This window comes from Pseudomonas sp. TH06 (assembly GCF_016651305.1).
GTDB lineage: Bacteria > Pseudomonadota > Gammaproteobacteria > Pseudomonadales > Pseudomonadaceae > Aquipseudomonas.
Genome location: NZ_JAEKEC010000003.1, coordinates 332,275 through 352,626 on the forward strand (window position 1 = coordinate 332,275; position 20,352 = coordinate 352,626).

Below are 20,352 nucleotides of genomic sequence, written 5' to 3' on the forward strand. Positions count from 1 at the left end.
CACCAAAATCGGAAAACTGCTGTCAGAGGATTTTCTTGAATTTTAAGCAGTTGCGAAAATGCTTACAGTTAAATACTGTATGCACGTACAGCTTAATAAGGATAACCTCGTGGCTACCTCCCCTGATGCTCCTGACGCTTATGAACGCATGGGTATGCGCGTTCAAAAAATCATCAATTCCCCCACCGCACAAAAAGCCAAAGCCGCATTGATCTTCCGCTTGCCGGACGAACCGATGGATGAGTGGGAGCGCCTGCTCGAGGAAATCGACGAGAACGACAACGTCACCCTCGCCTATCGAGACGATGGCGGCGTGCAGATTTTTTGGGTTGTGCCGAAGGAAGATTGATTCAATGATTGTCCGCTGTTTTGCTTTGTTGCTGCTGTTCATCACCATGGGTGCCCAGGCTGGCGCTCCCCGCACATTCACAGAAGCCAAGAAGGTCGCGTGGAAGCTGTATGCACCGCAGTCCACCGAGTTTTATTGCGGATGCAAATACACCGGCAACAAAGTTGATTTGAAGGCGTGCGGTTACGTACCGCGCAAAAATGCCAAGCGCGCCTCGCGCATCGAGTGGGAGCACATCGTCCCGGCCTGGCAGTTCGGTCACCAGCGCCAATGTTGGCAGGAAGGCGGACGCAAGAACTGCACCCGCTATGACCCGACTTATCAAAAAGCCGAAGCCGACCTGCACAACCTGGTACCGAGTATTGGCGAGGTCAACGGCGACCGCAGCAACTTCAGCTACGGCTGGTTGCCGGTGCAATCCGGTCAGTACGGTTCGTGCCTGACCCAAGTCGACTTCAAGGCCAAGAAGGTCATGCCCCGCCCTTCCATTCGCGGCATGATCGCACGCACCTATTTCTACATGAGCAAGCAGTACGGCTTGCGCCTGTCGAAACAGGATCGGCAATTGTATGAGGCGTGGGACAAGACTTATCCGGTGCAAGACTGGGAACGTCAGCGCAATCAGAGCGTGGCGTGCGTGATGGGCCGCGGCAATGAGTTTGTCGGCCCGGTGAACATGAAAGCCTGCGGCTGATCGCAGCGTAAAAAAGAAAGGCCTCGAATGTTATGTTCGAGGCCTTTTTTGTGACTAGCTTCCAGACTTGTTGTAGCGCCAGTACCCCATCAGATTGAGCGACTCGCGAGGAATGCCGCACTCCTTGATCAGGTATTTGCGCAAGCTCATGACTGCCGCACTTTCACCGGCGACCCAGCCGTAAAATCCTTCAGGTGCGGTGTCGGCAATTTCCCAGAGAATATCCTTGTCGATATCGACATCGGCCAACTCGACTGCACGCCCCTCTAACGACGCATGAACGGGCAGCGTTGCCTCGCGCACCACCTCAACCATTAGCGCTCCGGCGACGGTTTCACCCGATTGATCACGGATCAACCATTGCACTGACAGCCCCGGCCAGTCAGGAACAGCGAGCATGTCCTGCGCGCTATCCACCTCAAAGAATGCCTGGACTTGCGGCGGCTCATTGAGCTTCGCCAACTCATCGAGAATACCCATGGCAGCCGGCAGCGCGGTGGCGTCGGCGACGAGTAGAACCTGCTTGAGAATTTGCGGCGGTTTCCATTCGAACCCACCGGCATCCTGCGCCGAGAAATGACTGTCGGGTGCAAGGATCTGCATTGACTCACCGGGTTGAGCCCGTAGTGCCCAACGCGATGCCGGGCCGGTCTCGCCATGCAGGACGAAATCGATATCCACTTCGCCCTGCTCAGCGCGCAGGTGACGGATTGTGTAGGTGCGCATCGCAGGACGTCGATCCGCCAGCATTGCCCGGAAGCGGGCGTACCAACCTTCACCTTGAGAAAGTCGTGATTGCGAACCGTCGGCGGCAGGGAAAAACAGCTTCACCCGCTGATCCGGCGCCCAGGTAGCCATTTCACTGACAGGCGGGCCGGCAAGGGTGATCCGCATCATATGCGGGCTCAATTGCGTTTTACGATGCAAGGTGACATCGAACAACTTGTAGGGATTGGCGGAGGCCATGGGGAGCTCCTTCTGGAAATCATCAGCGACTTCAATAGGAACGAATCGCAGTTGATAACCTTTAGGCAGCTCCACCAAATGAATCGCTTATGGCGTGAGCGGATGCTCAACCAACACGGATTCGACATTCTGCTTTTTCGCCTTCACCAGTGCAGCATCCACTTGCACCTTGCGAGCTTCGGCCTCGGCCTGGGAGTTGAACGGGCCAATCAGAATCCGCGTTTTACCGCTGCTGTCCTTGATGACCGTCGGAACGAAAGCATGTTCGATCAACCAGCCGCTCAGGTCACTGACGGCCTGAGGCGTTTCACCGCGCACCTCAAGGTCCCATTGAGGGGCGGAGGCAACCGCAGGAACGCTCACGACTGTCGTTTTCGGTTTCTGCGCGTCTACACTCTTGCCTTCACCACATCCTGCCAATGCCAGTGCCGCGACTATCCAGACCAATTTGCGCACAACGCTTTCCTCGGAAATCTCAAAGCGGCGATCTTATCATTCATAAATACTTCGCGAGCCCCGCAAAATGGGCACAAAACAACGAGATTGATGATTGCAGCCTCTGTATAGTTACGCCCTGGGAATTAATGCCGCGTCTGCGCGTCAGAAAGAGGCACCCAAACCGTGAGACTTCGCACTAATCTATACGTACCACCGACCTCTGCACTGTCTGAATCAGGTGCCCTACAAAGCAATCAAGGAGAAGACCATGCTGATACTCACCCGCAAAGTCGGTGAAAGCATAAACATCGGTGATGACATCACTATCACCATTCTGGGCGTTAGCGGCCAGCAAGTACGAATCGGCATCAACGCTCCGAAAAACGTTGCCGTGCATCGTGAAGAGATTTACCAGCGCATTCAGGCTGGCCTGACCGCCCCGGACAAGCCACAAACTCCCTGAGTCGCATTGCAGTCAGTAGCCAGTTCGTTTGCCTCGTGTAATGACTGGCTAGAGATACACGCGCCGTATTGCCATCCGCTCCCCACTCTGTTGGGCACGGCGCCTGACACGCGACCTCCTTCCCATCCGACTCTTCCCCGCATCCCTATCCTTTGTTGCCGAGCGATATTACCCGCCATTTTTAGGGCTGGCTGTCGGACGTTTCCGATAGAGCGCAGGGAATTCGCCTTCCTAGCCGAATGTCACGCCACGCGCCATGCCTGTGGCGGCTATCACCATCAACACCAGCAGCAACGCCTCGACATGACTGATTCGTGCGTACAACTTTGCACGCCCGGTATCGAGTGCCGAACCGCGCGCAGATGCGATCCGCCATTTGACCAGCGTGATCATCGGGGCGAGTTCAATCAGCAGAATGAGCACCAACAGCGTCATTTTCAGATGAAACAGCGGCTGATGAAGATAATAGTCAGTGCCCTTCTCATACCCGCCAAATGCGCGCATCCCACCCGTCACCAGCAGGATCAGCGCAGAAATGCCCCATAAGTTATCGGCGAGCAGCACTCGCCCGGCCTCCCCCGTTCCGGCCGCCAACCGGCGGAATGCTGTACCGCGCGTAAGCACCGCCCAAAAACCCAAGGCAAAAGCCAATAGATGAATAGCCGCTAGAAACCAGTGAACCAGCATCGACACACTCCTTCGGAAAGAGCTGGAAATCGGCCAGTCAGTAGTAGTCGAAAAAGTAAGGATTTGCCCGCACAGGATCGGCGGAAGAAAGACAGGCGCTGCGACAGCCAAATCGCAGGCAAAAAAAATCCCAAGCAGCTGATGGAAGCTTGGGATTTAAAAATGCATAAACCGTGGTGGTGAACGCGGAGCGGATGTTACTGATTTATCCCGAAGGTAACAACATTTTTTCGATAACCAGCTGGTTAGTAACACTCGTAAGCCATTCAATATCCACACTTTTTTAAAGGATGCTGGCGACGGACGGTGACTTTACGCCTGATAACCGAAGCCCTCCCCGCAGCGCGAGTTGACCATCATCTCGACCCACCGGATCATTCGCACGCAAATCAGCAAGGACCGCAAAACAATGAAGCATCGCGCTCATGGACGACGCTCCCTCACGGCAATCTCCCCATCAAAAACTCCGCAGGGACCCACCCTCAACATCAGCAGCGTCCTCACTTGGCCCTTCATCGGCTTCTTATGCTGTGCAGGTTTCTTAGTGAACGCCACCGAGATACCAATCAAAGAGGGGATGTCATTTACAAGTGCCAGGCGCGCCTTGATTCAGAATGGCTGGAAGCCGAACCCAACCGATTCAGAAAGGATCGGGGTCGAAACCATCCTGATAAGAAAAGGCTTCATTGAAATTGAATCCTGCACGATGGGCATTCAATTCTGCAGCTTCTACTATTTGAAAGACCAAACCTGTCTCGGCGTAGCGACAGTGGGCGAAGAGATCAAAGACATGAAGATCTACTCATGGAATTTCGAATGCCCCGAGAAAAAGTAAGGGCGCTGCGAACGATGAGATCCTTTCCTTGGGTCTGCATTTTGCTTTGCCTCTCCAGTGCCATTGCCTGCGCTACAGATATTCCAGTCAAAGAAAGCATGCCGTTTTTATCGGCACGGAATGCATTGATCAAAGATGGCTGGAGGCCGGATGCGCCGAAAGAGAGGCAGCCTGTCGGCACTGCGGTAGAACTTTCAAAAGGGGCATTACGGAAGTCGAGCGATGCACGCAGGGCGTGCAGTACTGCCAATTCCATTACAGGAAAAACAAGGAATGCCTGGGCATCACGACTACTGGCGAAGAGGTAGGAGACCTGGTTATTGATGCTTGGGATTTTAAGTGCCCGTGACCTGCCCGATGTTTTGAAATGCATTCGGAGGGGATTTGCAAAAGTTTTGCAAATCGCAGACAACAAAAAAGGGCCCACCTTTCGGTGAGCCCTTCCAGACCGCCCAGCAGAGCGGATTTTGTTTGGTAGGCGCGATTGGACTCGAACCAACGACCCCCACCATGTCAAGGTGGTGCTCTAACCAACTGAGCTACGTGCCTGCTGTGAGGCGGCATTCTACGGAATTCCGGAGGGGTGTCAACACCTTTTTTTCACCTAACCCTATGAATATGCAAAATATTTAATTTCAGGCCAGCGAAGAAGATTTTTCCGGTGGCTGGCGGAGGTTTTTCAACTCGGGTAGGATCGGCGCACTCGTAAAATATATTAAACAGAGGCTGCAGGATGGCGAACACCCCTTACCCAGAGTCTTATTACGCGGCGTCGGCCAACGCCGTACCGCCACGTCCGGCCTTGCAGGATGATGTGGAGACGGATGTCTGTGTGATTGGCGCCGGGTATACCGGGCTGTCCTCTGCCCTGTTTCTGCTGGAGAACGGTTTTCGCGTAACCGTGCTGGAAGCGGCCAAGGTCGGCTTCGGCGCATCGGGTCGCAACGGCGGCCAGATCGTCAACAGCTATAGCCGCGATATCGACGTGATCGAGCGCAGTGTCGGCCCGAAGCAAGCGCAACTGCTTGGGCAGATGGCTTTTGAGGGTGGCCGGATCATTCGTGAGCGCGTGGCCAGGTACAACATCCAGTGCGATCTGAAGGACGGCGGCGTGTTTGCCGCCCTGACTGCCAAGCAGATGGGCCATCTGGAATCACAGAAGCGCCTGTGGGAGCGCTTTGGCCACACGCAACTGGAACTGCTCGATCAACGTCGCATTCGCGAAGTGGTCGGATGCGAACAGTATGTCGGCGGGATGCTGGATATGAGCGGCGGGCATATTCATCCACTGAACCTGGTGCTTGGCGAAGCGGCTGCGGTTGAATCCCTCGGCGGCACTATCTATGAGCAATCGCCCGCCGTGCGCATCGAGCGCGGGGCCAATCCGGTGGTGCACACGCCACAAGGCAAGGTCAGGGCCAAGTTCATCATCGTCGCTGGCAACGCCTATCTGGGCAATCTGGTGCCGGAACTGGCGGCCAAATCGATGCCGTGCGGCACGCAGGTGATCACCACCGAACCGCTGGGTGAGGAGTTGGCGAAAGCGCTGCTGCCGCAGGATTACTGCGTGGAAGACTGCAATTACCTGCTCGACTACTACCGTCTGACGGGCGACAAGCGCCTGATCTTCGGCGGCGGCGTGGTTTATGGCGCGCGGGATCCGGCGAATATCGAAGCGATCATTCGCCCGAAAATGCTCAAGGCCTTCCCGCAGCTCAAGGACGTGAAGATTGATTACGCCTGGACCGGAAACTTCCTGCTGACGCTGTCGCGTTTGCCGCAGGTTGGTCGCCTGGGCGACAACATCTATTACTCGCAAGGTTGCAGCGGCCACGGCGTGACGTACACGCATCTGGCTGGCAAGGTACTGGCAGAGGCGTTGCGGGGGCAGGCTGAGCGTTTTGATGCGTTTGCTGACTTGCCGCATTACCCGTTCCCGGGTGGGCAAATGTTGCGTACGCCGTTCGCGGCGCTGGGAGCCTGGTATTACGGGTTGCGGGATAAACTGGGCTTCTGACTGACCGTGAAACAACTGTGGCGAGGGGATTCATCCCCGATGGGTCGCGCAGCGTCCCCCTTGAAGAAGGGACTGCTGCGCAGTCCATCGGGGATAAATCCCCTCGCCACAGGTAGATATAGAAGCCTGTATCAGAGTTGGTCGCGGGCGATGCCGCTGCGGATCCGCAAGATGTCGGCGAGTACCGCCAAGGCAATCTCCGCCGGCGTCTTGCTGCCGAGGTTAAGACCAATCGGCGCGTGAATCCGCGCCAACTCCGCTTCCCCCAGCCCACCGATTCGACGTAACCGCTCGAAGCGCTTTTGCGATGTCTGCTGTGAGCCCATCACGCCAATGTAGAACGCCTCGGTACGCACCGCCTCCATCATCGCCAGATCGTCGATGCGCGGATCGTGGGTCAGCGCCACCACCGCCGTGTCGCGATGGCAGCCACCGTCGGCAATAAACACCGAGGGCAATTGCCGACGAATCTCCACGCCATCGAGCACCACACCTTCGAGCACTTCATCGCGCGGATCGCAGAGAATCACTTCGAACCCGAGCCCCACGGCAAACTCGGCACATGCCTGCGCCACACTGGAATAACCCGCGAGCAACAGACGCTGAGCCGCGCCGACACGAATGCGCACCCGATCGATCTCACGCTCGATGCGCGCGCCCTGTTCGCGATCAGCAAACAAGGCACGCGCACCACTGGCCAGATCAACCTCGCGAATCAAGCGACGCTGACCGAGCAGCGCCGACTCCAATTCACGCAGATGCGCCTGCACGTCACAGTCAGCGTCAAATTTCTCTACCAGTACATCGAGAATGCCGCCACAGGGCAGGCTGACCCGCGAGCGCGGATCATCGCCTTCGCCATAACGCACCACGTTGACCGCATCGAGAAACGCACCTTCGGCAACGCGCTCGAGAAAATCCTCTTCGACGCAACCACCCGACAGCGACCCGATCCACTGCCCGCCGTCGTTCACCGCCAGCAGCGAACCCGGCGCACGTGGCGCCGAGCCGTAGGTGGTCAGCACGGTGCAGAGCCAGATGCGCTGCCCCGCCACCGACCACTCCAGCGCCCGTCGCACAACCTGTAGATCGAGATGCTGCATGTCAGTGCGCCTTGTGCTCGATGGACGGTGCGTCAGCCTGCAACTTCTGCACCTCGCTCACCGCCAACTCGGCGGACTGCCCACCCCAACCCTGACGCAGGTAGTTGAGCAGATCAGTCAGCTGTTCAGCACTAAGCTTGTCGGCGAAACCCGGCATCGGCTGCATGTGCTCGAAGCCTGCGAACTTCTGTTCGCCGATACCGTCCTCGATCACCCGCAACAAGTTGCGCGGATCTTCCAGGCGCAGCGTGGTGTTGCCACGCATGGCCACGGCGATGTGCGGCTTGCCTTCGCCACCGGCGGCGTGGCAACCGGCGCAGACGTTCAGGTATTCCTGACGGCCGCGCTGGGCACTTACGCTGAGTTTGTCCAACGGCACTTCGACGAGCTCTTTGGCGGCCGGCGGTTTATCGCCGAGCAGGAAGGTCGCCATCGCTGCCAGATCCTGATCGTTCAGACCCTGAGTGCTGTTGTGGAACACCGGGAACATCTCGTTGAACATCGTTCCTTGCGCGCTCATGCCGTGCTTGAGGAACGTGCTCAGGTCCTGATGATTCCAGCCGCGTGCCGCCAGGTCAGTGGCCAGCAGGCTCGGTGCCAGATAACCATTGAGGATGCCGCCGGTCAGGCGCTTGTCCATTTGCATCGCGCCTGGCAGGCCGCGAGGCGTATGGCATTCGCCGCAGTGGCCGAGGACGTCGACCATGTATTGGCCGCGCTTCCACGCTTCACTTTTGCCTTCGCCGGAATCCAGCTTCACATCGGTGCCGTACATCATGTTCCAGCCCATCAGGCCCAGACGCACGTTGAACGGAAAGCTCAGGCTGGTGACCGGTGCTGCGCGCTCGATCGGCTCGACGGTTTTCAGGTACGCGTGAATCGCATCCGAATCTTCCCGTGGCACCAGGTGATACGAGGTGTACGGCATCGCCGGATAGAGGTTCGCGCCGTCACGGCGTTTGCCCTTGGTCAGCGCAGCAAAGAACTCGTCATCGTTATACAAACCGATACCGTGCTCTTTGCTCGGGGTGATGTTGGTACCATAGATCGTGCCGAACGGCGACACGATCGGCAGGCCACCGGCATACGGCGCGCCACCTGGAGCGGTGTGGCAAGCCATGCAGTCGGCGGCGCGAGCGAGGTACTCGCCGCGCTTGACCTGATCGTCGGCGTGAGCAAAAAACACCGGCGCGGCCAGCCCGACCGCCAGGGTCAGGCGGGTCAATAATAGCTTCATGCTTAACCCTCCTTGACCAGGCCGAGATCGGTCAGCACGTTGCGGGTGGCGTTGTAGTAACGCACGTACCCGGTGCAACGGCAGACGTGATGGCCGAGGCTGTCCTCGATGACTTGTTCCAGTTTGCTTTTGACGATCGGCTGGCGTTGCAGCTTTTCCACCAGCACGGTCGCGGCGTTGACGAAGCCCGGCGCGCAGTAGCTGCACTGGAAGGCGAATTCGTCGACGAAGCGTTGCTGGATCGGGTTCAGCTCGGTGACCTGGCCCTGCTCATCGCGGCTTGCGTGACCTTCGATGGTGCGGACTTTCTTGCCTTCGAAGTAATGCGCGCCGGTGATGCAGGTGCGCACTTCTTCGCTGGTGCCGTCAGGGTTGTCGACGATCACCACGCAGGCGTGGCAGATGCCCTGACCGCAGCCCAGGCGCGAACCGGTGAGGTTCTTGTATTCGTGCAGATAGTCGATCATCGGCAGGTCATCAGGGATGTCCACCGGGCCGACGGATTGACCGTTGAGGGTCAGTTGAAGCGGACGGTTAGCCATTGAGGGCCTCCTTGATGCGCGTAGCAGTGATAGGCAGATCGCGAACACGTTTACCGATGGCGTGCGCCACGGCGTTACCGATGGCGCCGACCACCGGGATCATCACCACTTCGGCGATACCCTTGGACGGGTCGCTTGGCGACAACGGCGGCAGAATTTCCGCAGTCTGCTTCCAGACGGCGACGTGACGCGCCATCGGCAAGCGGTAACGGTTGAAGTTCCAGTCACCCTCCCCCGGCCCGCCTTCGTACAGTGGCATTTCTTCCATCAACGCGTGGCCGATACCCATGGCGATACCACCTTCGAGCTGGCCCTTGACCAATTCTTCGACCAGCACACGGCCGCACTCGACCCACGAATGGTGGTTGAGCACTTCGACTTCCGCCGAGCCTTTGTTGACCTTCAGTTCGACCAGCGTTGCGACCGGGCTGTAGTAAGTCACGGCGGCGTTGTTCAACTGAGTGGCTGGATAGCTGATGTTCTGGCGATCGAGCAGATGGAAACCGGCAGTGCTCATCAGCGCTTGCTTGGCTTTCGGTGCGCCGTCGCCGTACTTCACCGCCAAGCCGTCGAGCGGCAGACGCTCTTTGACGCCGTCGATGCTGTACTCGGCTTCAGCCCAGCTCCAGCGGTTGAAACCGTGGACCGTGGCAGCCGTGACCAAACCACGCTCGTGAGCATGCTTGGCCAACTCTTCGAAACTCAGCGGCTGCATACCGTTGGCGGTGAGTTTGCCGTCGACCCAATGCGCATCTTCGCGACGCACCACGTAAGGGTTGGCCTGGCCACCAAACGGACCCTGACGCCAGATCTCCAGCGCCGCCGGCCACAAACCGTGGTTGAACAACACGCGCGCCGCTTCACGGGTGGCGTGGCTGAAGTAGTAAGCCGAGTTGGTCGCCGACGAGGCCGAGGCCAGTTTGCCGACCCAGCGCGGATTGCGCAGCAGGTTGTCCTGCTCGGCCTGGCTCATGATGTAAGGGTTGCCGCTGGTGATCAGCTGCATTTCCTTCCATTCGGTTTCGCCGGTCTTCACTTCGTGCGCCGGGTTGCCGAGGAAATCGGCGACAACCAGGGATTGCGAAGTGGACATACCAGTGCCGATCTCGATACCGATGTGGCGCAGGCTGATGCGACCTTCAGCGGTGAACTCGATGCTGGCCATCGGCGCTTCGGAACCGGTGCCGAAGTCTTTCTGGCAAATGGCAAAACCGACGCCGTACCAGTTGTCCGGGTCGGCGGCTTCACGTTGTTTCTTGATCGCGTCGCGGTTTTTCCAGACTTCGTGTACCGAGGCCTTGTCGAGGATCTCGTGCAGGCGCAGCGCACCGGCCGGGATCGCACCCTGAGTGTTCTTCATCCCGGAACGCAGAGCGTTCTTGCGGCGCAGGTCAATGGCGTCGACACCCAGACGATTGGCGATTTCGTCGACCATCATTTCGGTCGACGCCATGCTCTGCAGGGTGCCGTAACCGCGCATCGACCCAGCCTCAACACCACGCGAGTGGTAAGCGGTGACTTGCAGGTCGTTCTGCGGCATGTAGTAGATCGACTGTGCGGCCGTGGCGCCAACGGCGGCTACCGACGGGCTGTAGTTGATCCGGCCACCACCGTCCACGCTCATTTCGGCACGGAAGATCTTGAAGCTGTAGTCGTTCTTGTCCACGGCCAACTGGTAGCGGATGTCGAACGGGTGACGCTTGATACCGCTCTGGAACTGCTCGTAACGGTCGTTGGCCAGGCGAATCGGCACACCGGCGCCATACAGCGCAGCAAGGGCCGCGTAGTAGACGAAGATGTTGTGGTCCTTGGAGCCGTAACCCACGGTGTAACCTGGGTGCATGTTCAGGTTGGCCAGGCCGAAGCGCGACGGCGCGATCATTTTCGCGGTCTCGGTCGCCGCTTCCAATGGGCACTGAGTGGCCACGACGAAGTGCAGGGTTTTGGTTGCCGGGTCGTACCAGCCGTTGCCGTTGTCCGGCTCCATCGCCGCCGGTTCGATTGACGGGGTCTTGTAGCGCTCGTCGAACACCAGCCAGTTGTCCGGCGGCGTGTCGATCTCTTTCTTCATGCGGTCGGCGTAGAACAGGCCGCGCTCGGTCAGGTTGCCGTGCAGGTTCGGCTGGGAATTCCACACCGGGCGACGGTTTTTCAGCATCGGGAACAGGATCGAGTCCTTGAGGCTGGCGAACTCGTCTTCATCTGCCGAGGTTGGACCGCCCACGCGCACGTAGCGGAAACTGCCATACGGGTCGCCTTCGTAGAACGGCACTTGGGCACCGTAACGAATCGCTTTGTCGTTGAATTTGAGTTTGTTCTTGGCCTGACGGAAACGCTCGAAGTCGTTCCAGATCAGGATTGCCACCGGGTGACCGATGAACATCGGTACTTTGCCGACCGGCAGCAATGGGTCCGGCGCGTGCTCCTCCGGGAAGACGATACCGTCCTTATCCAGATCAGCCGCGGTCACAATGCGGTCAGGTTGCAAATCTGCGCCGAGCCACGACAGGTCGTAGCCGTCGTAGATACGGTCAGCCTTGATGGTTTTCAGCAACATGGCATGGCCTTGCTGCTCGGGCCAGCCCGGCATGTCCTTGGAGCGGATGTCGCGGGCAAAAACCTTGCTGCCGCAGACCTTGGACAAGGCGTCGTTACGCTGGCGCGCCTTGCCGTTGTTGCCGAGCCACTTCTCGGACGGCACGGTGACGCTGTTTTCCATCAAGGCAGCCAGCGCCTGACTGCTGAGCGGCGTGAGCGTGACGCTCACACCCGCCACCAGCCCGCCCTGGAGGAACGAGCGCCGGGATATTTCACGGTTGGACATGGATCATCCTCTGGGCGGTTATACGTCCGCCCTTCTGGTTATCTACTGGGAATCTCGAGTCTTGCAGAAGCCCTTCTTGGCTAAACAAAGGGCGTGATGACAGTGCAAAGCTGACCGAAAGGTTAACTTTAAAGGTTTCTGGGCTCGCAGCAAACAACCAGTTACAAAAATTTGACTAAAGAATCAAAAAATCAATGCGGCGTGGCACCGCAGCAGGCGGGTAGACGCTTGTAGGAGTGAGCCTGCTCGCGATAGCGGAGTGTCAGTCACCAGGTTCATGGCTGAACTGACGCTATCGCGAGCAGGCTCACTCCTACAGGGATTTGTCTTGGCTTGGGATTGGGACAGGAGAAAAAGAGAGGAAAAGCCAAATTTCAGACACAAAAAACCCCGGTCTTTCGACCAGGGCCTTTGCTATCGGATCCGACTCAGCGAGGCTGACTTCGGTGCTTCAAGGCGTTCAGTGGTCCTTGAAGCAGATATGGCGCAGCGGACGGGACTCGAACCCGCGACCCCCGGCGTGACAGGCCGGTATTCTAACCGACTGAACTACCGCTGCGTATCGCTTTGAGCTTGCGCTCAAGTAACTCGTTTTGACTGAAAGCTTCGGTGCTTTTCAATCGCGAACCAGACAAGTCTGACTCGTAAAATATGGCGCAGCGGACGGGACTCGAACCCGCGACCCCCGGCGTGACAGGCCGGTATTCTAACCGACTGAACTACCGCTGCGCGTCGGTGCAGGCACTTTCAGCCTACGCTCTTGCTTACGCAAGTTTCTCGGGAGTGGTGGGTGATGACGGGATCGAACCGCCGACATTCTGCTTGTAAGGCAGACGCTCTCCCAGCTGAGCTAATCACCCGTTTGCATCTCCGAGGCCGCGAAATTTACGCAGGTAGCGAACCTAAGTCAATAGCAGGATTGAAGTTTTTCTAAAAAAGACGAAATTGCTTCATTCCCTGAAGAAAGCGACAACCCTGGAACCGCTATCGCGAGCAGGCTCACTCCTACAGGTTTGCGGCTTCGCTTCTTAGTCCTTGTAAATCATCTTCTTGGTCATGCCGCCATCAACGACGAATTCCTGCCCGGTGACAAACCCGGCATTCCTCGACAACAACCACGCGACCATCGCCGCCACATCCTCGACCGTCCCTACCCTGCCCGCCGGATGCTGGGCATGATCGGTATCCGCCAATGGCTCGGCACGACGCGCAGACGGATCCCGCGCATCGATCCAGCCCGGACTGACCGCATTGACGCGAATCTCCGGCCCGAGACTGATCGCCAACGCATGCGTCAGCGCCAACAACCCACCCTTGCTCGCCGCATACGCCTCGGTATCCGGCTCCGACTGCCCGGCCCGAGTCGACGCCAGATTGACGATCGAGCCGTTGTGCGCCCGCAGATAAGGCGCACAGTGCTTGGCGAGCAACATCGGCCCACTGAGGTTCACCGCCAGCACTCGATTCCAGTAAGCCAGATCAAGGCTTTCCAGAGTGATGTTATGCGGATCGGCCACCGCGGCGTTGCACACCAACGCATCGAGACGACCAAACTGCCCCAGCACTTCGGCCACGCCGAGCGCGACCTGCCCCTCATCCGCCACGTCCATGGCGATGAACCAGGCATGTTCACCCAGCACCTTCGCCACTTTCGAACCGCGCACACGATCCAGATCCGTCAGCACCACCTGCCAGCCTTCGCTGATCAGCCACGCCGCAATCCCCAGACCGATACCGCGCGCGGCACCCGTGACCAGCGCAACACGGCCATGGGTACTCGCTTGCGCAGTGGACAACTCGATCACAGCGCCGCCAGACCGCGCGCCAGATCGGCTTGCAGGTCGGCGACGTCTTCCAGACCGACCGCGATGCGGATCAGGCTGTCGCGAATGCCCGCCGCTTCACGCTCCTGCGGCGCCAGACGACCGTGGGAGGTGGTGCTCGGGTGGGTGATGGTGGTTTTGCTGTCGCCAAGGTTGGCGGTGATCGAGATCAGGCGAGTCGCATCGATAAAGCGCCAGGCGCCCTCTTTGCCGCCCTTGACCTCAAAGCTCACCACGGCACCGAAGCCTTTCTGCTGACGCTGGGCCAGTTCGTGCTGCGGATGGCTCTTGAGACCGGCGTAGTGCACTTTTTCGATACCGTCCTGCTGCTCCAGCCATTCGGCCAGTTGCTGAGCGTTGGCGCAGTGCGCCTTCATCCGCAGATTCAGGGTTTCCAGACCTTTGAGGAAGATCCAAGCGTTGAACGGGCTCAGGGTTGGCCCGGCAGTGCGCAGGAAGCCGACGATCTCTTTCATCTGCTCGCTGCGACCAGCCACCACGCCGCCCATGCAACGGCCCTGGCCGTCGATGAACTTGGTGGCCGAGTGCACAACGATGTCTGCGCCCATTTTCAGCGGTTGCTGCAACGCAGGCGTGCAGAAGCAGTTGTCGACCACCAGCATCGCGCCTTTGGCGTGAGCGATTTCTGCCAGCGCGGTAATGTCCACCAGCTCAGCCAGCGGATTGGATGGCGACTCGACGAAGAGCAGTTTGGTGTTCGGCTTGATTGCCGCATCCCAGCCCGACAGATCGGCCAGTGGGACGTAGTCGACTTCCACGCCGAAGCGCTTGAAGTACTTCTCGAACAGGCTGATGGTCGAACCGAACACACTGCGCGAGACCAGAACGTGATCGCCGGCACTGCACAGGCTCATCACCACTGCCATGATGGCGGCCATACCCGTGGCAGTGGCCACGGCTTGCTCGGCACTTTCCAGCGCGGCAATGCGCTCTTCGAACGCACGCACGGTCGGATTGGTATAACGCGAGTAGACGTTGCCCGGCACTTCCCCGGCAAACCGCGCAGCTGCATCGGCAGCGGTGCGGAACACGTAGCTGGAAGTGAAGAACATCGGATCACCGTGCTCGCCTTCCGGCGTACGGTGCTGACCGGCACGTACGGCCAGGGTATCGAACGCTACGCCTTCGAGGTCGCTGTCCAGCCGACCGGCATCCCATTCCTGACTCATGCTGTCACTCCTTGCCCTGTTCTCGAAAAATAAAAGTCAGATACAAAACCGGCCCCTCAGGGCCGGTGATAACTCAGTTGTTGTACAGATCGATGATCGCACTGACCGCTTGGGTCTTGACCTTCGAGGCATCGTTGCGTGCCTGTTCGATCTTGTCCAGGTAAGCCTCGTCGACGTCGCCGGTGACGTACTTGCCATCGAACACCGCGCAATCGAAGTTCTCGATCTTGATCTTGCCGCCGCCGACCGCTTCGATCAAGTCAGGCAAGTCCTGATAGATCAGCCAGTCAGCGCCGATCAGATCTGCCACGTCCTGAGTCGAACGATTGTGCGCGATCAGTTCGTGAGCGCTCGGCATGTCGATGCCGTAGACGTTCGGGAAGCGTACAGCCGGAGCCGCCGAGCAGAAGTAGACGTTTTTCGCGCCGGCTTCACGGGCCATCTGGATGATCTGCTTGCAAGTGGTGCCGCGCACGATCGAGTCATCGACCAGCATCACGTTCTTGCCGCGAAATTCCAGCTCGATGGCATTGAGCTTCTGGCGAACCGATTTCTTGCGCGCTGCCTGGCCCGGCATGATGAAGGTCCGGCCGATGTAACGGTTCTTGACGAAACCTTCGCGAAATTTCACGCCCAGATGGTTGGCCAGCTCCAGCGCTGCGGTGCGGCTGGTGTCCGGAATCGGGATAACTACGTCGATGTCGTGCTCCGGACGCTCGCGCAGGATTTTCTCGGCGAGCTTCTCACCCATGCGCAAACGAGCCTTGTAGACCGACACGCCGTCGATGATCGAGTCCGGACGCGCCAGGTAGACGTGCTCGAAGATGCACGGAGTCAGGGAAGGATTGGTCGCGCACTGACGGGTGTGCAGCTTGCCATCTTCAGTGATGTAGACCGCTTCGCCCGGTGCCAGGTCGCGAATCAGGGTGAACCCGAGCACGTCCAGGGAAACGCTTTCCGAGGCGATCATGTACTCGACGCCTTCGTCGGTGTGACGCTGGCCGAACACGATCGGGCGGATGCCGTGCGGGTCGCGGAAACCGACAATGCCGTAACCGGTGACCATGGCCACTACCGCGTAACCGCCGACGCAACGGTTGTGCACGTCGGTCACGGCGGCAAACACGTCTTCTTCAGTCGGCTGCAGCTTGCCGCGCTGGGCCAGCTCGTGGGCAAACACGTTGAGCAACACTTCCGAGTCGGAACTGGTGTTGACGTGACGCAGATCGGATTCGTAGATCTCTTTGGCCAACTGTTCAACGTTGGTCAGGTTACCGTTGTGCGCCAGAGTAATGCCGTAAGGCGAGTTGACGTAAAACGGCTGGGCTTCGGCCGAAGTCGAGCTGCCCGCGGTCGGGTAACGAACGTGGCCGATACCCATGTGGCCGACCAGACGCTGCATGTGACGCTGCTGAAACACGTCACGCACCAGGCCATTGTCCTTGCGCAGGAACAACCGGCCATCATGGCTGGTCACGATACCGGCAGCGTCCTGGCCGCGGTGCTGGAGCACGGTTAGCGCGTCATACAGCGCCTGATTGACGTTCGACTTACCGACGATACCGACGATGCCACACATGCGACGCAACCCCTACTTAATGGATCTGAACTGAACAACACTCACTGAGGCGTTTTGGCCGACGGCAAGAGTTGCTCCTTGAACGGAATATCAGCGGGTACGCTGATTCCGCTGGCAAGCCACTGACTGCTCCACCCGAGTATCAGGTTTTTGGACCAGTCGGCGACCAATAGAAACTTTGGTACGAGCCGTGATTCTTTCCACCACCCGTCCTGCTGTACCGGCCCCAGGCTCAACAGCCCGACCGCCACGACCACCAGCAACACGCCACGCGCAGCGCCGAAGGCCATGCCGAGGAATCGATCGGTCCCGGACAACCCGGTGACGCGAACCAACTCGCCGATAAGATAATTGATCATTGCGCCCACGATCAGTGTGGCGACAAACATGATGGCACAGCCCGCGATCACGCGAGCCGATGGGGTTTCGATGTATCCGGCGAGGTACTCGGACAGTGAGCCACCGAACATCCAGGCGACGACTCCTGCGATGATCCAGGTCACCAGCGATAATGCTTCCTTGACGAAGCCGCGGCTCAAACTGATCAAAGCAGAGATGGCGATGATTGCAACGATCGCCCAGTCAACCCAGGTAAATGGCACAGTGCAGCCTACAGACGGATAAGGCGGCGCATTTTAGCAGAGCGCATGGCTATCGGTAAGCTGCGATTTTCAGTGCATTTCAATCGAAGTGATAGTTTTTAGCCGCGCTCAGGCTGGAAGCGTACGACAAAACCCTTGAGGTTCTGCTGACGGCCCAACAGATCACGCAGACGATCGGCTTCGGCGCGCTCGATCAGCGGACCGACGAACACCCGATTCTTGCCATCGGCAGAACGGATGTAGGCGTTATAACCCTGGCTACGCAGGGTTTTCTGCAGGCTTTCGGCACTGGCGCGACTCGACAGACTGGCCAATTGCACCGACCAGCTGACCGACAGGCCGTTGGCATCAACACGACTTTGCGTGGTGTCGGGTCTGGAGGATGCAGCGGCGATCGGCTGGGCAGGCGCAGGAATCGGCTTGGCCACCGCAGGCGGCGTTGCAGGCTTGGCGATTGCGATGGGAGCTGTCGGCGCCGGCGCAACCGGGGCAACAGGCGCAGTGTCTTCTGCGACGTCTTCATCCGTCGGCACTGGCTCTTGCGGCAAGGTTTGCGGCTCAGGCACGGCCACGGTTTCCATTTGCACTTGCGGCACGACAGGCGCTTGCGGCGCGGCGGGCGCATCGACAGTCACCTGACGCTGTTCATCCTGACGGGAAAACAGCATTGGCAGGAAGATCACCGCCAGTGCCACCAGCACCAGGGCACCGACCATGCGCTGCTTGTACGCTTTATCCAGCAAAGCCATTTGCCGCTTCCTCCGTGGAGCGCCGGGCCAGCCATTCAAGGGCCTCGGCGACACAATAAAATGATCCGAACAACAGAATCTCGTCGTCACTGGTTGCGACTGCACACTGCCCTTCCAGCGCGGCGGCAACACTGTCGTAAGACGTGACCGATGCGCCAAGGTTCTGCAATGCGGCGTCTAATTCTGCAACCGGACGAGCGCGCGGCGAATCCAGCGGCGCTACAGCCCAATGCTCGACACTAGCATTCAATTCGCCGACAACACCATCCAGATCCTTGTCCGCCAGCAGACCAAACACTGCCAGACGCTTGCCGACCGGCGGTTGCGAGGCCAGACGGCGAGCCAGATACTCCGCTGCGTGCGGGTTATGACCGACATCCAGCAGCAGGTTCAGGCGCTTGCCATTCCATTCGAACGAACGGCGATCCAGACGGCCAACGACGCGGGTCGCCTGCAGAGCCGCAATAATCTGCTGCGCATCCCACGGCAAACCAAGCAGCAGATACGCCTGCAACGCCAGCGCGGCGTTTTCCATCGGCAGATCGAGCAGCGGCAAATCGTGCAGCTCGACAACCTGACCCTGCGCGTCGATACCGCGCCACTGCCAATGCCTATCGGTAATACCGAGGTCGAAATCGCGCCCGCGCAGGAAGAACGGGCATGCCAGTTCGTGGGCCTTGTCGAGCAACGGTTGCGGAGGATTGAGGTCGCCACACAAGGCAGGTTTGCCCTGACGGAAAATCCCGGCTTTCTCGAAAGCCACGGATTCACGGGTATCACCCAGATAATCGGCGTGATCGACGCCAATGCTGGTGACCAATGCGATATCAGCATCGACCACATTGACCGTGTCCAGACGTCCGCCCAGGCCGACTTCCAGCACCACAGCGTCAAGCCCGGCCTGTTGAAACAGCCAGAACGCCGCCAGGGTGCCCATTTCGAAGTACGTCAGGGAGGTTTCGCCACGCCCGATCTCGACGGCAGCAAAGGCTTCGCACAGCTGTGCATCAGTGGCTTCGACGCCATTGAGCTGCACCCGCTCGTTGTAACGCAGCAGGTGCGGAGAATTGTAGACACCAACGCTCAGGCCCTGCGCGCGCAGCAAAGAAGCCACGAACGCGCAGGTCGAACCCTTGCCGTTGGTGCCGGTGACCGTAATCACCCGAGGCGCCGGCTGGCCCAGCCCCATACGGGACGCTACCTGTTGCGAACGCTCCAGGCCCATGTCGATGGCGGACGGATGCAACTGTTCCAGGTAGGCGAGCCACTCGCCAAGGGTGCGCTCGATCATACGTTTGCAGGCACCGGCGGAACGACGATCGGCTCGATCGGCGCAGCGACGAATTTTGGCGTCGGCTTGCCGGTCATTTGTGCCAGCAGGTTACCCAGGCGCGGACGCAGTTCCTGACGATGGATGATCATGTCGATCGCACCGTGCTCCAGCAGGAATTCGCTGCGCTGGAAGCCTTCCGGCAGTTTTTCACGAACGGTTTGCTCGATCACGCGTGGACCGGCGAAGCCGATCAGGGCTTTCGGCTCACCGACGATCACATCACCGAGCATCGCCAGACTGGCGGAAACACCACCGTAGACCGGGTCGGTCAGCACGGAGATGAACGGAATGCCCTCTTCACGCAGTCGCGCCAGCACCGCCGAAGTCTTGGCCATCTGCATCAGCGAGATCAGGGCTTCCTGCATGCGCGCACCGCCGGAAGCGGCGAAGCAGATCATCGGGCAACGGTTTTCCAGCGCGTAGTTGGCAGCGCGCACGAAGCGCTCACCGACGATGGCGCCCATGGAACCGCCCATGAAGCTGAATTCGAACGCCGAAACCACCACCGGCATGCCCAACAGGGTGCCGCTGACGGAGATCAGCGCGTCTTTCTCACCAGTCTGCTTCTGGGCAGCGGTCAGGCGATCCTTGTACTTCTTGCCGTCGCGGAATTTCAGACGGTCAACCGGCTCCAGATCGGCGCCCAGTTCGTTGCGACCTTCGGCATCGAGGAAGATGTCGATGCGTGCACGTGCGCCGATGCGCATGTGGTGGTTGCACTTAGGGCAAACGTCCAGGGTCTTTTCCAGCTCCGGACGATACAACACAGCCTCGCAGGACGGGCATTTGTGCCACAGACCTTCTGGCACCGAGCTCTTCTTGACCTCCGAACGCATGATCGAAGGGATCAGTTTGTCTACTAACCAGTTGCTCATGCTTTCTTTCTCCAGTACCGGCGGCCCGAACGCTCTGGTTCGCAGC

The 20,352-nt window shown here is 59.0% G+C and carries 19 protein-coding genes and 4 tRNA genes; 5 read left to right on the forward strand and 18 right to left on the reverse strand.

Going from position 1 to position 20,352, the window contains the following annotated elements:
• Positions 1-58 precede the first annotated feature (58 nt).
• Together JFT86_RS26375 and JFT86_RS26380 are read left to right on the forward strand one after the other, a co-directional pair.
• Entirely contained in the window at positions 59-349 is a 291-nt protein-coding gene (locus JFT86_RS26375; RefSeq protein WP_034152753.1) for a DUF1654 domain-containing protein, read from the forward strand.
• Positions 350-353: 4 nt separating this feature from the next.
• Positions 354-1,043, forward strand: coding sequence for an endonuclease I family protein (locus tag JFT86_RS26380; protein WP_201227151.1), 690 nt, complete (start codon positions 354-356; stop codon positions 1,041-1,043).
• 54 nt (positions 1,044-1,097) lie between these two features.
• Here JFT86_RS26380 and JFT86_RS26385 read toward each other — a convergent pair whose 3' ends face one another.
• Together JFT86_RS26385 and JFT86_RS26390 are read right to left on the reverse strand one after the other, a co-directional pair.
• Positions 1,098-2,009, reverse strand: a complete 912-nt coding sequence (locus JFT86_RS26385; RefSeq protein ID WP_201239183.1) for a siderophore-interacting protein — start codon at positions 2,007-2,009, stop codon at positions 1,098-1,100.
• 87 nt (positions 2,010-2,096) lie between these two features.
• Positions 2,097-2,465 (reverse strand): SPOR domain-containing protein, encoded by a 369-nt coding sequence (locus JFT86_RS26390; RefSeq protein ID WP_201239056.1) that lies wholly within the window; start codon positions 2,463-2,465, stop codon positions 2,097-2,099.
• A gap of 250 nt (positions 2,466-2,715) precedes the next feature.
• Between JFT86_RS26390 and csrA the strand changes: the two genes are divergently transcribed.
• Complete coding sequence (csrA, locus tag JFT86_RS26395; protein ID WP_003179932.1) at positions 2,716-2,910, forward strand: carbon storage regulator CsrA; 195 nt, start codon at positions 2,716-2,718, stop codon at positions 2,908-2,910.
• 231 nt (positions 2,911-3,141) lie between these two features.
• On the opposite strand, the gene JFT86_RS26400 is transcribed toward csrA, so the two are convergent.
• The gene (locus JFT86_RS26400; RefSeq protein ID WP_201239057.1) at positions 3,142-3,597 is read right to left on the reverse strand and encodes a DUF2214 family protein; all 456 of its coding nucleotides are present in this window, start codon (positions 3,595-3,597) and stop codon (positions 3,142-3,144) included.
• A 349-nt stretch (positions 3,598-3,946) separates the two neighbouring features.
• Between JFT86_RS26400 and JFT86_RS29300 the strand changes: the two genes are divergently transcribed.
• On the forward strand, positions 3,947-4,432 hold the full coding sequence (locus tag JFT86_RS29300) for a hypothetical protein (protein ID WP_242489578.1): 486 nt from the start codon (positions 3,947-3,949) through the stop codon (positions 4,430-4,432).
• 472 nt (positions 4,433-4,904) lie between these two features.
• Here the strand turns inward: JFT86_RS29300 and JFT86_RS26410 are convergent.
• Positions 4,905-4,981, reverse strand: a tRNA-Val gene (locus tag JFT86_RS26410).
• Positions 4,982-5,165: 184 nt separating this feature from the next.
• Here JFT86_RS26410 and JFT86_RS26415 point away from each other — a divergent pair.
• Positions 5,166-6,449 (forward strand): FAD-binding oxidoreductase, encoded by a 1,284-nt coding sequence (locus JFT86_RS26415; protein ID WP_201239058.1) that lies wholly within the window; start codon positions 5,166-5,168, stop codon positions 6,447-6,449.
• Between the two features lie 131 nt (positions 6,450-6,580).
• Here the strand turns inward: JFT86_RS26415 and JFT86_RS26420 are convergent, their stop codons facing one another.
• The 14 genes from JFT86_RS26420 to accD form a co-directional block, all read right to left on the reverse strand.
• Positions 6,581-7,552 (reverse strand): XdhC family protein, encoded by a 972-nt coding sequence (locus JFT86_RS26420; RefSeq protein ID WP_201239059.1) that lies wholly within the window; start codon positions 7,550-7,552, stop codon positions 6,581-6,583.
• 1 nt (position 7,553) lies between these two features.
• Entirely contained in the window at positions 7,554-8,789 is a 1,236-nt protein-coding gene (locus JFT86_RS26425; RefSeq protein WP_201239060.1) for a cytochrome c, read from the reverse strand.
• A 2-nt stretch (positions 8,790-8,791) separates the two neighbouring features.
• On the reverse strand, positions 8,792-9,331 hold the full coding sequence (locus JFT86_RS26430) for a (2Fe-2S)-binding protein (protein ID WP_201239061.1): 540 nt from the start codon (positions 9,329-9,331) through the stop codon (positions 8,792-8,794).
• A complete protein-coding gene (locus JFT86_RS26435; protein ID WP_201239062.1) occupies positions 9,324-12,155 on the reverse strand; it encodes a xanthine dehydrogenase family protein molybdopterin-binding subunit in 2,832 nt (943 codons plus the stop codon). The genes JFT86_RS26430 and JFT86_RS26435 overlap by 8 nt, the downstream gene beginning before the upstream one ends.
• Before the next feature lie 482 nt (positions 12,156-12,637).
• A tRNA-Asp gene (locus JFT86_RS26440) sits at positions 12,638-12,714 on the reverse strand.
• A gap of 93 nt (positions 12,715-12,807) precedes the next feature.
• Positions 12,808-12,884, reverse strand: a tRNA-Asp gene (locus tag JFT86_RS26445).
• A 55-nt stretch (positions 12,885-12,939) separates the two neighbouring features.
• A tRNA-Val gene (locus JFT86_RS26450) sits at positions 12,940-13,015 on the reverse strand.
• A 168-nt stretch (positions 13,016-13,183) separates the two neighbouring features.
• On the reverse strand, positions 13,184-13,960 hold the full coding sequence (locus JFT86_RS26455) for an SDR family oxidoreductase (protein WP_201239063.1): 777 nt from the start codon (positions 13,958-13,960) through the stop codon (positions 13,184-13,186).
• Positions 13,957-15,168 carry an O-succinylhomoserine sulfhydrylase gene (locus JFT86_RS26460; protein WP_201239064.1) on the reverse strand — a complete coding sequence of 404 codons (1,212 nt, stop codon included), beginning with the start codon at positions 15,166-15,168 and terminating at the stop codon, positions 13,957-13,959. Before JFT86_RS26460 ends, JFT86_RS26455 begins: the two co-directional genes overlap by 4 nt.
• A 73-nt stretch (positions 15,169-15,241) precedes the next feature.
• The gene (purF, locus tag JFT86_RS26465) at positions 15,242-16,747 is read right to left on the reverse strand and encodes an amidophosphoribosyltransferase (RefSeq protein ID WP_016984539.1); all 1,506 of its coding nucleotides are present in this window, start codon (positions 16,745-16,747) and stop codon (positions 15,242-15,244) included.
• A gap of 41 nt (positions 16,748-16,788) precedes the next feature.
• Positions 16,789-17,349 carry a CvpA family protein gene (locus JFT86_RS26470; protein WP_201239065.1) on the reverse strand — a complete coding sequence of 187 codons (561 nt, stop codon included), beginning with the start codon at positions 17,347-17,349 and terminating at the stop codon, positions 16,789-16,791.
• A 98-nt stretch (positions 17,350-17,447) separates the two neighbouring features.
• The gene (locus JFT86_RS26475; protein WP_201239066.1) at positions 17,448-18,098 is read right to left on the reverse strand and encodes an SPOR domain-containing protein; all 651 of its coding nucleotides are present in this window, start codon (positions 18,096-18,098) and stop codon (positions 17,448-17,450) included.
• Positions 18,082-19,389, reverse strand: a complete 1,308-nt coding sequence (folC, locus tag JFT86_RS26480; RefSeq protein WP_201239067.1) for a bifunctional tetrahydrofolate synthase/dihydrofolate synthase — start codon at positions 19,387-19,389, stop codon at positions 18,082-18,084. The genes JFT86_RS26475 and folC overlap by 17 nt, the downstream gene beginning before the upstream one ends.
• Positions 19,386-20,306: an acetyl-CoA carboxylase, carboxyltransferase subunit beta gene (gene accD / locus JFT86_RS26485; protein ID WP_103304867.1), complete on the reverse strand. Its 921-nt coding sequence runs from the start codon at positions 20,304-20,306 to the stop codon at positions 19,386-19,388. The genes folC and accD overlap by 4 nt, the downstream gene beginning before the upstream one ends.
• Between the last annotated feature and the right edge of the window lie 46 nt (positions 20,307-20,352).